Raw genomic sequence first — 12,314 nt, 5'->3', positions numbered from 1 at the left:
CCACCGCGCCCCGCGGTCCGGTCTTCGGCAACCTCGACCCCTCGCTGGACCGGGCGTGGCACCCGGTCGCCCTCTCCCCCGAGCTGCGGGACGGCGGCTGGCTGCAGGTCCGGCTGCTCGGCCGGACCTGGACCCTGCGGCGGGACGGCGACGGGCTGCGGGCCGACCCACCCGCGCACGGCGTCCGCGAGGCGCGGGGCGTGGTCGAGCTCGCCCCGGCCGCGCCGGCCGGTGAACCGCTGGAGGTGCCGGAGGACGCCGACCGCCGGTTCCTGCACCGGTGGCTGGCGCCCCGGCGCACCCCGGCCCCCGCGGCCGTCGTCGCCGACCTGCTGCTCGACGTCGCCCGGCTGCCGTTCGTGCACGGCGCGACGTCCGGGGCTCCCGACCACCCGGAGGTGCCCCCGTACGAGGTGGTCCGGGAGGCGGGCGGCTTCCGCTCGGTGCAGGAGCAGTGGTGCGACGACCCGCTGGACCTCGAGGTCGCGCTGGGCGGGCGGCCGTTGCGGCAGCGCCGCCGGGTCACCTACGTGCACCGGGCCCCCTTCGCGATGCGGGTCCGCCGTGACCAGCTCGACTCCGGGGCGACCACCACCGTGGTGACCCTGCTGCAGCCCGAGGACGCCGACTCCACCCGCGTGCTCACCCGGGTGCTGCACTCGGCGGGGCCCGGGCAGCCGCTGCCCTCGCGCGCGCTGCTGGCCGCCCACGCCGCGGCCGAGCAGCGGGCCCTGGACGCCGACCTGTCGCTGCTGTCCGGCACGCCGTCCGCCGGCCTGCCGCTGGACCGCCGCGCCGAGCTGCACCTGCCCGCCGACCGCCTGGGCCTGGCGCTGCGGGACGCGCTGTGCGACTTCCGGGCGGCCGGGCGGGCGCGCGCCGCCGCCTGACCGGCTCACCCCGCCGGCAGGGCCTCCCCGCAGCGGGGGCAGGCGGTGGGCGGGTCCTCGTCGGCCAGCCCGCCGCAGGCCGGGCATACCCGCCGCAGCCAGCACGCCGGGTCGCCGCCGTCGTCGGGCAGCGGCCCGGTCCGCTCGTCGTCCACGCGACCTCCCCATGCGACAACTGTGTTGCGGTCCGCCCCTCGGCGGGTGCGGGCGCCCGACCGGGGTACCCCCCGACGGTCGCACGAGAGACCCCCGGAAGGACCAGGATGACCCGCCGCACGCGCACCAACCCGCTCGCCGCCCTGCTCTTCGCCGCAGCGCTGCCCCTCGCTGCCTGCGGGACGGTGGCCGAGGAGGAGGAGTCGGCCAACCCGATCGAGGAGTTCGGGACGGAGGTCGACGGCGGCAACCCCGGCCCCGACGAGGCGGTGACCGAGGACATCAAGATCACCGCGCTCGGGCTCGAGTACCCGGACGACGGCCTGTGGCAGGAGGGCGACGACGTCCTGCTCTACGCCGCGATCGCCAACACCGGGACCACCGGCGACCAGCTGGTCGAGGTGACCAGCGACGCCTTCGCGGACGCCACGCTGACGGCGCTCGACGGCACGGAGGGCGCGATCGACGTGCCCGAGGAGGACAACGTCTACCTCGAGCCCGACGGCCCGCCGTCGGTGCTGCTGACCGGCCTGGCCACGGAGCTGCGCTCGTCGGAGTCGGTCCCCGTCACGTTCGTCTTCGAGCAGGCCGGCGAGGTCACCATGGAGGCCCCGGTGGTCTCCTCGCCCCCCGGCGAGGGCGGTTTCGAGGCCCCGGAGGACCCGACACCGGAGGACTGATCCCCCCACGGGACGACCCGCGGATCATCCCGCGGGGCGACGAGACCGGCGGCCGCGGTCCCTAGGCTCCGGTGCATGGAACGGTCGCCCGCCGAGCACCTGGCCCCGTGGCTGCGGGACCGGCCGTTCGTCGTCGACACCGTGCTGGCCGCGCTCATCGGCCTGGTCACCGTCGTCCTGCCGTCCGGCACCTACTGGTCCAGCGAGCGCGCCTCGTTCCTGGTCGGCGTGCTGCTCGTGGCGCCGCTGGCCTGGCGCCGGCGCGCGCCGGTCCCGGCCGCGGCCGTCGTCGTCGCGGCCGGGCTGCTGGAGCTGCTGGTCTCCGACCAGTTCCTGGCGGCCAACTACGCCGCGCTGGTGATGGTCTACTCGCTGGCCGCCTACGCCCCGCGGTGGGCCGGGCAGGCGGGCCTGGCCGTCGGGCTGCTCGGGGCGCTCCTGGCGAGCCTGCGCTACTACTCCACCGACGTGTTCGACGCCGTCGTCCCCGCCGGGTCCATCGGCGTGGCGGTCGTCGCCGCCTGGGCGCTGGGCGACCTGCGGCGGGCGCGGCTGCTGCGGCTGGCCGCCCTCGAGGAGCGGGCGCAGCTGCTGGAGCTGGAGCGCGACCAGGAGATGCGCCTGGCCGCGACCGCCGAGCGCGCCCGCATCGCCCGCGAGATGCACGACGTCGTGGCGCACTCCCTCTCGGTCGTCATCGCGCAGGCCGACGGCGGCCGGTACGCCGGCCGGGCCGACCCGCAGGCGGCCACCGACGCCCTGGAGGCGATCGCCGCCACCGGGCGGCAGGCGCTCACCGACATGCGGGCCCTGCTCGGCGTGCTCCGGGACGGCGGCGACGAGGAGTACGCCCCGCAGCCCGACGTCGCCGCGATCCCCGCCCTGGTGGAGGACGTGCGGGGCAGCGGCCTGGACGTCGACCTCATCGAGGAGGGGACGCCGCAGCCGATGCCCGCCGGCCCGCAGCTGGCCGCCTACCGCATCGTGCAGGAGTCGCTCACGAACGTGCTCAAGCACGCCGGCCCGGCCGGCCGCGCCTGGGTGCGGTTGCAGTGGCGGTCCGACGCGCTGGAGCTCTCGGTGCTCGACGACGGCCGCGGCGCCGCGGCCACCGCCGACGGCTCCGACGGGCTGGGCCAGGGGCTGCGCGGCATGCGGGAGCGCGCCCTGCTGCACGGCGGGCACCTGGAGGCCGGACCCCGCGCCGGCGGGGGGTTCGGGGTGCACGCCGCCCTGCCCTACCGTTCGCCCCGATGAGCGCGATCCGGGTCCTCCTCGTGGACGACCAGCAGATGGTGCGGGCCGGGTTCCGCATGGTCATCGACTCCCAGCCCGACCTCACCGTGGTCGGGGAGGCCGGCGACGGCGCGGCCGCGGTCGACGCGCTGGCCCGCACCCCGGCCGACGTCGTCCTCATGGACATCCGCATGCCCGGGACCGACGGCATCGAGGGCACCCGGCGGCTGACCGCGCTGCCCGAGCCGCCGCGGGTCGTCGTCCTCACCACCTTCGACCTCGACGAGTACGTGGTGGCCGCGATCGGCGCCGGGGCCAGCGGGTTCCTGCTCAAGGACGCCGCCCCCGAGGAGATGCTCTCCGCGATCCGCACCGTGCACGCGGGTGACTCGGTCATCGCGGCGAGCTCCACCCGCCGGCTGCTGCAGCACGTCGCGCCCATCCTGCGGGGCGGGGCGGCCGCCGCACCGGCCGGCGCGGACGACGGGGCCCTGGCCGAGCTCACGCCGCGCGAGCGCGAGGTGCTCGAGCAGATGGCCTACGGCGCGACCAACAGCGAGATCGCGGCGCACTTCGTCGTCAGCGAGGCGACGGTGAAGACCCACGTCGGGCGGGTGCTGGCCAAGACCGGCTCGCGGGACCGCGTGCAGGCCGTCGTGCTCGCCTACCGCAGCGGGCTGGTCGCCCCCGCGGACCTGCTCCGCAACGCCTGAGGCCGGCGTCGGCCGGCCCCGGCCGATCCACCCTCCGGGAGCTCTGCCTCTGAGTGCACCTGCACTCAGAGGCAGAGCGTGCAGGCCCCACCCCCCGTCCACGGAGCTCAGCGGCGTTTTGTGCACAAAACGCCCGGGGGGTCCACCCGCAGCATGACGGGCGGTCCACCCGCGGGACGACGGTGGCGTCGGCGAAGACCGGCCCCTGCTCCGACGCGGGGGGACGGCGCCGGGCGGCAGCGTGATCACCGTCCCGATCAGCTGTCCCGCGGAGGTCCGAAGTGCCCGTCCCCGTCATGACCGTCCCCGGCGAGCAGTCGGAGTCCCTGTCCGGCGCCGCCGTCCGCGCCGCCGGCCTGCGCAAGACCTACGGCGGCGGCGAGACCGCCGTCCACGCGCTGGCCGGTGTCGACGTCGCCTTCGCCCGCGGTGAGTTCACCGCGATCATGGGCCCCTCCGGCAGCGGCAAGTCCACGCTCATGCACTGCCTGGCGGGGCTCGACGCCGCGACCGCCGGCCAGGTGTGGCTCGGCGACACCGAGCTCACCAGCCTCCGGGACGACCAGCTCACGGCGCTGCGCCGCCAGCGGATCGGCTTCGTCTTCCAGGCCTTCAACCTGCTGCCCGTGCTGCCGGCCCGCGAGAACATCGTGCTGCCGATGCAGCTGGCCGGGCAGCGCCCCGACCCGGTGTGGTTCGACGACGTCGTCGCGCGGCTCGGCCTGCGCGAGCGCCTGGGGCACCGCCCGCACGAGCTCTCCGGCGGCCAGCAGCAGCGGGTGGCCATCGCCCGCGCCCTCCTGCCCCGCCCCGACGTCGTCTTCGCCGACGAGCCCACCGGCAACCTCGACTCCCGCAGCGGCGCGGAGGTGCTCGGCCTGCTCCGCTCCAGCGTCAAGGAGACCGGCCAGACCGTCGTCATGGTCACCCACGACCCCTCGGCCGCCGCCTACGCCGACCGCGTGGTGCTGCTGGCCGACGGCCGGCTGGCCGGCGAGCTCACCGACCCGACGGCCGCCTCCGTGCTCGACGCCCTCCGCGACCTGGGGGCCTGACGTCATGCGCGCAGTCACCCTGGCGAGCATCCGGGCGCACCTGCCCCGGCTGATCGCCTCCACCCTGGCGATCGTCATCGCCGTGGGCTTCGTGGTCGCCACCCTGGTGCTCAACGAGACCTCCCGCGCCACGGTGCTGGACGCCGTCGGCGCCCCCTACGTCGGCGCGGACGCGGTCGTCACCTCGGACGACGGCACCGGCCTGGACGACGAGCTGGACCGCATCGCGGCGCTGGACGGCGTCGCCGCCGTCGACGCCACCTGGGAGAGCGGCGTCCAGGCGCTGCTGCCCGGCCGCACGGGGCAGCAGTACCTGCTCGCCGAGTCGGTCGCCGACGCCCCGGCCCTGCGCTGGCAGGTGGTGGCCGACGGCGAGCTGCCCGACGCACCCGGCGAGATCGCGGTGAGCGAGCGCACCGGCGCGGCCGTCGGCGACACCTTCCCGCTGACCTCCTTCGCGCCCGACGGCACCGAGCGGAGCTCCTCCGTCACGGTCACCGGCGTCGTGGACCTGGGCGGCGATCCCACCTCCGGCATCTACGGCCGCGTCTGGGGCACCGCCGAGCAGCTGCGCGCCTGGGGCGCCGTCGACCCGACCGAGCTCCGGGTGGCCGGGGCCGACGGCGTACCGGCCGGGGACGTGGTGCAGCAGGTCGGCGCCGCCCTGGCCGACCGGCAGGTCCTGGTGCGCACCGGCACCGAGCAGGCCGAGGTGGAGGCGGCCCGGCTGACCGGGGACACGATGGCGCTCACCGCGGTGCTGCTGGTCTTCGCCACCGTAGCCGTGCTGGTCGCGGGCCTGGTCATCGCCAACACCTTCGCGGTCCTGCTGGCCCAGCGCACCCGTGAGCTGGCGCTGCTGCGCTGCGTGGGCGCGACCGCCCGCCAGGTTCGCCGCAGCGTGCTGGGCGAGGCCGCGCTGACCGGCCTGGCCGCCTCGGCCCTCGGCGTCCTCGCCGGCATCGGCCTGGCCGCCGGCGTCTCGGCGGTCGCCGAGGCCGCCGACTCCCCCGTCCCGCTCTCGGGCCTGTCCGTGCCGCTGGTCGCCGTCGTCGCCGGGCTGGCCGTCGGCACGGCCACCACGCTGCTCGCCGCGCTCGCCCCCGCCCGCGGCGCCACGAAGGTCGCGCCGCTGGCCGCGCTCCGGCCGGTCGACCCGGAGCCGCTGCGGTCGCGGGGCGGGGTGCTGCGCCTGGTGCTCGGTCTCCTGCTGCTCGTCCCCGGGGTGCTGCTCATGGGGGTCGGGGTCGCGCTGGCCGACGTCCTGATCGCGCTGCCGGGCGGGGCGCTGAGCTTCCTCGGCGTGGTGCTGCTGGCCCAGCGGGCCGTGCCCCCGGTCGTGGGCGCCGTGGGCCGGCTGGCCGCCCGGCTGGGCGGGGTGCCCGGCCGGCTCGCCGCCGGCAACGCCACCCGCAACCCCCGGCGGACGGCGGCCACGGCGACCGCGCTGCTCATCGGCGTCACCCTGACCACCGCCATGGTCGTCGGAGCGGCGTCGACGCGGGCCACCGCTCAGGCCGGGCTGGCCGCCCAGTACCCCACCGACGTGATCGTCCAGGGCGACGGCACGATGCCCGCGTCGCTGCCGGGCCGGCTGGCCGAGGTCGACGGGGTGGTGGCGGCGTCGTCCCTCACCGCCGCGACGGTGACCGGGCCGGACGGCGAGGAGACCGGCGTCTCCGGGCTGGACGCCGCGACGGCGGCGCCGGTGCTGCGCTCGACCGGGGACGTGCCGATCCCGGCGGCCGGCGAGGTCGTGCTCCCGTGGTGGGCCGACTCCAGCTGGGGCATCCCGGCCGGCGGCGACGTCACCTTCACTGCGGGCGGCCGGACGGCGACCCTCACCGCCCTGTACGGCGACGTCGAGCGGCCCACGCTGCCCGTCGCCGAGCTGGCCGCGCTCGCGCCCGAGGCCGCCGTCGACACCGTCTGGCTGCGGCTGGCCGACGACGCCGACCACACCGACGTGATCGACCAGGTCACCGACATCGCCGGCGCCGCGATGCCGTTCGCCTTCGTCACCGGGATGGCCAACGAGCGCGCCGCGATCGACTCGGTGCTCGACGTGCTGCTGCTGGTCGTCACCGGCCTGCTCGGCGTCGCGGTGGTGATCGCCCTGATCGGGGTGGGCAACACGCTGGCCCTGTCGGTGGTCGAGCGGCGGCAGGAGAACGGCCTGCTGCGGGCGCTGGGCCTCACCCGGACCCAGCTGCGCGGGCTGCTCGCCTGGGAGTCCGCGCTGGTGGCCGGTGTGGCGGCGCTGCTCGGGGTGCTGCTGGGCAGCTTCTACGGGCTGGTCGGCGTCGCGTCGGTGCTCGGCTCCTACGGCGAGCTGGTGCTGAGCATGCCGTGGCTGCAGGTCGGCGCGATCGTGCTGGTGGCGACGGTGGCCGGGCTGCTCGCCTCGGTGCTGCCGGCCCGCCGGGCGGCGCGGACCCCGCCGGTGGCCGCGATCGCCGGCTGATCCCCGCGACGACCAGGTCCCCTGATCATGGAGCGTCCTCCCTCACCGCGCACCGTGGGGGAGGACGCTCCACGGTGTGGTCGGACGGACGTCGCTGGCCTCACAGCCGCCGTCCACCTCCGGCTGGGATGCTCGAAGCGTGCCTCCCCGCATCGCCCGCCGCGCCGTCCTCACCGCCGCCCTGCTCGCCGGCCCCGTGGGGTGGGTGGCCTCCGCCGCCTGGGGCCTGCCGACCGCGCTGGGGGCCCACCGCCGCCGGCTGCGCCCCGTGGTCGCGGGCTCGCCGCAGTTCTCCGACGGCAAGTTCCACAACCGGATGCCCACCCCCGCGCTCTCCCCCGCGAACACCCGCGACGGGCTGCTGCGGCAGTGGCACGAGGAGCGGCACGTCGGCCTGCCCGGCGCCCCCATCCCGCTCGCGGAGGCCGAGCTGCCCGCCGACGCCGCCGAGCTCGCCGTCACCTGGTTCGGCCACGCCAGCGCGCTGCTGGAGATCGACGGCCGGCGGGTGCTGCTCGACCCGGTCTGGGGGCACCGCGTGTCGCCGTCGCCGATCATCGGGCCCACGCGGCTGCACGAGCCCCCGATGGCGCTCGAGGACCTCCCCCCGGTCGACGCGGTGCTCATCTCGCACGACCACTACGACCACCTCGACCTGCCGACCGTGCGCACCCTGCTGCGCACCCAGCGCGCGCCCTGGGTGGTGCCGCTCGGCATCGGCGAGCACCTGCGCAAGTGGGGGGTGCCCGAGGAGCGGATCGTCGAGCTGGACTGGGACGGCGAGCACCGCATCGGCGACCTCGTGCTCACCTGCACCGAGGCGCGGCACTTCTCCGGGCGCTACTTCCACCGGGACACCACCCTCTGGGCGTCGTGGGTGGTCGCCGGCCCCCGGCACCGCGTCTTCTTCGGCGGGGACACCGGCTACACCCCAGCGTTCGCCGGCATCGGCGCCCGGCTGGGCCCCTTCGACCTGACCCTGCTGCCGATCGGCGCCTACAACGACGCCTGGCACGCGATCCACATGGACCCGGAGGAGGCGGTGCGCGCGCACGGCGACCTCGGCGGGCGGGTGCTGCTGCCGGTGCACTGGGCGACCTTCAACCTGGCGTTCCACCGCTGGGCCGAGCCGGTGGAGCGGTTGCTGGTCGCGGCGGGCGCCCGCGGTGCCGACGTCGTCGTCCCGCAGCCGGGCGAGCGGGTCGACGTCCTCGACCCGCCGCCGCTGCGCGACTGGTGGACGGCGGTGGGGTCGGCCGGTGCCGCGGCGCAGCAGGACGATGCCGGTGTGGGCAGCAGCGTCCTGGTCCGCGCGCTGACCCGGCTGGTCTCCCTGCTGCCGGAGTAGCGGGGCCCGCCCGCCGTCCTCCCTCGCCGCAGCGCGTCCTCCCTCACCGCCCACCACGAGGGAGGACGCTCGATGATCAGGTTCCCTGATCGTGGCGGCGGGACGCCGTCAGCGCAGCAGCTTCGACATCCGCCGGTCGGCCAGCGGCTTGCCCCCCGTCTGGCAGGTCGGGCAGTACTGCAGCGAGGTGTCGGCGAAGCTCACCTCGCGCACGGTGTCGCCGCAGACGGGGCACGGCAGCCCGGTCCGCGCGTGCACCTGCAGCCCCGAGCGCTTCTCGCCCTTCATCGTGGCGGCGCGCTGGCCCACCTGGCGGTCCAGCGCCCCGGTCAGGGTGGCGCGGACGGCGTCGAAGAGACGGACCAGTTCGTCGTCGGTCAGCCTGTCGGCCATCTTGAACGGCGACAGCCGCGCGGCGTGCAGGATCTCGTCGGAGTAGGCGTTGCCGATGCCCGCGACCAGCGTCTGGTCGGTGAGCGCGCCCTTGAGCTGCCCCGACCGGCCGGCCATCAGCCGCGCGAAGGTGTCCCGGTCCACCTCCAGCGCGTCCGGCCCGAGCCGCGCGACGCCGGGCACCTCCGCGGGCGACCGGACGACGTAGACGGCCAGGCCCTTGCGCGTCCCCTGCTCGGTGAGGTCGAAGCCGTTGCCGTCGTCCAGGTGCACGCGCAGCGCCAGCGGGCCCTTGCCGGGCTTCGGCGGCGCGGCCGGCAGGTTCTCCCGCCAGTGCAGCCAGCCCGCCCGGGCGAGGTGGACGACGAGGTGCAGCCCCGAGACGTCGAGGTCGAGGAACTTGCCGTGCCGGGCGGCCCCGGTGATCTCGAGGCCGGCGAGCGCGGACAGCGGCGGGTCGAAGGTCTTGATCGCCTGGACGGCGGCGAGGTCGGCGCGCGCCAGCACGCGGCCGACGGCGTTCTCGCGCAGGAACGCCGCCAGCGCCTCCACCTCGGGCAACTCGGGCACCCGACCATGATCCACCGGATGCGGCCGCGGCGCGGCCCCCGATCGGTGGACCCGCCGCCCGCGCCGGTCCTGGCCCGGCGGTCTTGCGGTGGTGCGACAACCGCATGACGCCTGCGACGACCCGGTGGAGACCCTGTTGCGGCGGCCTCCACGGGGCCCGGGCGGGAGTACACCTCGGGTCGAGGCCCGCACCGCAGGGGCGCGGGCCCGGTGGATGGAGGCCATCGTGACAAGGATCAGACCCGTTCCCCTGGCGGTCGTCGCGGGCGTGGTCGCGCTGCTGCTCGGCCTGCTCACCCCCGCCTCGGCCTCGGCCCGCGCGCCGTACTGCGGACTGGTGTGGGGCTCGCTGCCGGAAGCCGGCTCGGCCACCGCCGCCGGCCTGACCGTGACCGACGTCCGCGCCGGCCGGCACGCCTGCTTCGAGCGCCTGGTCGTCGACCTGCACGGCCCCGCGACGCCCACGGGCTACTCGGTGCGCTACGTCGGCGCGGTGCACCAGGAGGGCACGGGCGACGTCGTCCCGCTGGCCGGCGGGGCCGCGCTGGAGGTCGTCGTCCACTCCCCCGCCTACGACGCGCACGGCCGGGCCACCTACCTGCCGCCCAGCCACGGCGAGGTCGTGGACGTCGACGGCTTCCGCACGCTGGAGCAGGTCGCCTGGGCCGGCTCGTACGAGGGCCGCACCACCCTCGGCGTCGGCACCCGCGCCCGGCTGCCGTTCCGCACCTTCACCCTGGTCGGCGCCCCGGGGGACGACGCGGTCCGCCTGGTGATCGACGTCGCGCACCGCTGGTGACCGGTCGCGCACCGCGGGGGCCTGCGCCCCGGGTGACCCCCGGGGCGCAGGCCCCCGCCGGTCACCCCGGGTGCAGCACCTCGACCACCACCCGGTTCGGGTCCTGCAGCCGGTAGACGCGGAACGGGCGCTCGCCCGCGGTGCCGAGGAAGGCCACCAGCTGCCCCTCGAAGACCGTGTCGATGCCGACCTCCCGGACGGCGGGGCCCCCCAGGACGACCGGGTCGGGCCCGGCGTAGGGGGCGACGCCGGTGTCCCCGGGCAGGCCCACGCCGGTGAGCACGAGCTGGAGGACGGCGTCCCCGGCGACCTCCACCGGCAGCCCGCTCCCCGCCGACCGCGGATCGGCCACGTAGCGGGCGTCCCACCCGGGCAGCCCCGCGCCGGCCACCTCGAGCACCACCCGGTCGAACCCCGCCTGCCGGCCGGCGCGGACGTCGGTCACCGTCACCGCGGCCCCGGGCGAGGCCGCGGCGGTGTCGGGCAGGGTGTCGGCGGAGAAGGCGGGCACCGCCCCGGTGGTGGCCGGGGTCGGCGCGGGGGACGCCGGGGACGGCGGGAGCGGGTTGAGGAAGACGGCGTAGTCGGCCGGGAGCAGGGGCTCGTCCGTGAGCGCCCCGGAGGGCAGCGGCGCCTCCACCGGCTCGCCGTCGCTGGTGAGCAGGACCGCGTCGACGCCCGGCAGGCTCGCCGCGGTGAGCACGATCTGGGCCACCGCCCGCCGGCCGGAGGACAGCGGCGAGACGCCCGCGAGGTCGATCGTGGCCGTGCCGCCGTCGATGCCGGACACCTCCAGCGTCGTCCCGGACGGGAGCGCCGAGGAGAGCCCCTCGGCCCGCTCCTCACCGGTCGGCCCCGCGGCCAGGCCGGTCAGCAGGTCGGCCAGCCGGTCCTCGACCGACCCGCTCCCGCTGTCGCGGGCCCGGGGGACGAGCGCCTCGTCGGGGCCCACCAGGTAGGCCCAGCCCACCTCGCCGGGTACCGCCGACGGCGCGGCCGACGGCGCCGGCGACGGCGCGGCGAGCCCGTACGGCACGTCGGACGGCGCGATCGTCGTCGGCCCCGAGCCGCTGGGCACGCCGCAGGAGACCACCCCGGCGAGGACGGCACCCAGCACGCCACCGGCCCCGAGCCGGCGCAGCCGGGTCACGACCCCGCCGCCGGCAGGGACAGGACGAAGCGCGCCCCGCCGCACGGGCTCGCCTCGCACCAGGCCGCGCCACCGTGCTGCGCGGCGGTCTCGGCCACGATCGCCAGCCCCAGCCCGGCGCCGGGCAGCGAGCGGCGGGCCGAGCCGGGGGCCCGGGCGAAGCGCTCGAAGATCCGCTCGCGGTCCAGCGGGGCGACCCCGGGCCCGGCGTCGTCCACCGTCACGAGCACCGAGCCCTCGCAGCGCCGGACGGCCACGCGCTCCGGCCCGCCCCCGTAGCGGTCGGCGTTGTCCAGCAGGTTGCGCACGGCCCGCTCGAGCCGCGACTTGTCCCCGAGCACCGTCGTCCCCTCGCCGGGTCCGGCCTCCAGCAGGTCGACCGGCCGGCCGGTCCCCTCCAGCACCTCCCGCACGAGGGCGGCCAGCGGCACCGGGACGGCGTCGGGCCCGTGGTCGGCGCCGTCCATCCAGGCCAGCTCCAGCAGGTCGTCGAGGGTGACGCGCAGCCGCGTCACCTGGCCCTCCACGAGCGCGAGCGCCTGCTGGGCGCGCGGCGGCAGCTCCTCGCGCCGGGTGGCCAGCACCTCGACGCTCGTGGTGAGGCTGGTGAGCGGGCTGCGCAGCTCGTGGCTGACGTCGCCGACGAACCGGGCGTCCCGCTCGATCCGGGCGGCGAGGGCGTCGACCATGCTGTTGAAGGCCGCCACGATGCCCACCAGGTCAGGGTCGCCGGTCGGCGGGAGGCGGGTGGAGAGCTCGCCGCCGGCAATCCGGGTGGCCGCGCCGGCGACCTGCTCCAGCGGGGAGACGGCGCGCCGGCTGGCCCACACCCCGAACCCGGCCCCCGCCAGGGTCGCGAC

11 protein-coding genes and 1 pseudogene are annotated in these 12,314 nt (G+C 77.1%); 8 read left to right on the top strand and 4 right to left on the bottom strand.

What is annotated here, in order from left to right; genetic code table 11:
* Window positions 1-890: pseudogene (locus E9529_RS19785) on the top strand (aromatic ring-hydroxylating dioxygenase subunit alpha); the annotation flags it as partial.
* A 5-nt stretch (window positions 891-895) separates the two neighbouring features.
* Here E9529_RS19785 and E9529_RS19780 read toward each other — a convergent pair.
* A complete protein-coding gene (locus tag E9529_RS19780; protein ID WP_236832982.1) occupies window positions 896-1,045 on the bottom strand; it encodes a hypothetical protein in 150 nt (49 codons plus the stop codon).
* Between the two features lie 108 nt (window positions 1,046-1,153).
* Here E9529_RS19780 and E9529_RS19775 point away from each other — a divergent pair, with 108 nt between their 5' ends.
* The 6 genes from E9529_RS19775 (at window position 1,154) to E9529_RS19750 (ending at window position 8,542) form a co-directional block, all read left to right on the top strand.
* A complete protein-coding gene (locus tag E9529_RS19775; RefSeq protein WP_236832981.1) occupies window positions 1,154-1,726 on the top strand; it encodes a copper chaperone PCu(A)C in 573 nt (190 codons plus the stop codon).
* Between the two features lie 75 nt (window positions 1,727-1,801).
* On the top strand, window positions 1,802-2,983 hold the full coding sequence (locus E9529_RS19770; RefSeq protein WP_236832980.1) for a sensor histidine kinase: 1,182 nt from the start codon (window positions 1,802-1,804) through the stop codon (window positions 2,981-2,983).
* Window positions 2,980-3,675, top strand: a complete 696-nt coding sequence (locus E9529_RS19765) for a response regulator transcription factor (protein ID WP_236832979.1) — start codon at window positions 2,980-2,982, stop codon at window positions 3,673-3,675. Before E9529_RS19770 ends, E9529_RS19765 begins: the two co-directional genes overlap by 4 nt.
* 296 nt (window positions 3,676-3,971) lie before the next feature.
* Window positions 3,972-4,730 carry an ABC transporter ATP-binding protein gene (locus E9529_RS19760; protein ID WP_255709594.1) on the top strand — a complete coding sequence of 253 codons (759 nt, stop codon included), beginning with the start codon at window positions 3,972-3,974 and terminating at the stop codon, window positions 4,728-4,730.
* Window positions 4,731-4,734: 4 nt separating this feature from the next.
* Window positions 4,735-7,194, top strand: a complete 2,460-nt coding sequence (locus E9529_RS19755) for an ABC transporter permease (RefSeq protein WP_236832977.1) — start codon at window positions 4,735-4,737, stop codon at window positions 7,192-7,194.
* 139 nt (window positions 7,195-7,333) lie between these two features.
* Entirely contained in the window at window positions 7,334-8,542 is a 1,209-nt protein-coding gene (locus E9529_RS19750) for an MBL fold metallo-hydrolase (RefSeq protein ID WP_236832976.1), read from the top strand.
* A gap of 108 nt (window positions 8,543-8,650) precedes the next feature.
* On the opposite strand, the gene E9529_RS19745 is transcribed toward E9529_RS19750, so the two are convergent.
* Window positions 8,651-9,505: an Fpg/Nei family DNA glycosylase gene (locus E9529_RS19745; protein WP_236832975.1), complete on the bottom strand. Its 855-nt coding sequence runs from the start codon at window positions 9,503-9,505 to the stop codon at window positions 8,651-8,653.
* 226 nt (window positions 9,506-9,731) lie between these two features.
* Here E9529_RS19745 and E9529_RS19740 point away from each other — a divergent pair, with 226 nt between their 5' ends.
* Entirely contained in the window at window positions 9,732-10,304 is a 573-nt protein-coding gene (locus E9529_RS19740; RefSeq protein ID WP_236832974.1) for a hypothetical protein, read from the top strand.
* Between the two features lie 61 nt (window positions 10,305-10,365).
* Here the strand turns inward: E9529_RS19740 and E9529_RS19735 are convergent, their stop codons facing one another.
* Window positions 10,366-11,454, bottom strand: a complete 1,089-nt coding sequence (locus tag E9529_RS19735; RefSeq protein WP_236832973.1) for a GerMN domain-containing protein — start codon at window positions 11,452-11,454, stop codon at window positions 10,366-10,368.
* Window positions 11,451-12,314 (bottom strand): cell wall metabolism sensor histidine kinase WalK (locus tag E9529_RS19730; protein WP_236832972.1); only part of this gene is annotated, 864 nt, incomplete at its 5' end. The genes E9529_RS19735 and E9529_RS19730, both read right to left, overlap by 4 nt.

This window comes from Blastococcus sp. KM273128, assembly GCF_021698975.1.
Lineage (GTDB): Bacteria > Actinomycetota > Actinomycetes > Mycobacteriales > Geodermatophilaceae > Blastococcus.
Note: the sequence above shows the minus strand (reverse complement) of the source record. Positions and strands in the feature narration are given on the sequence as shown.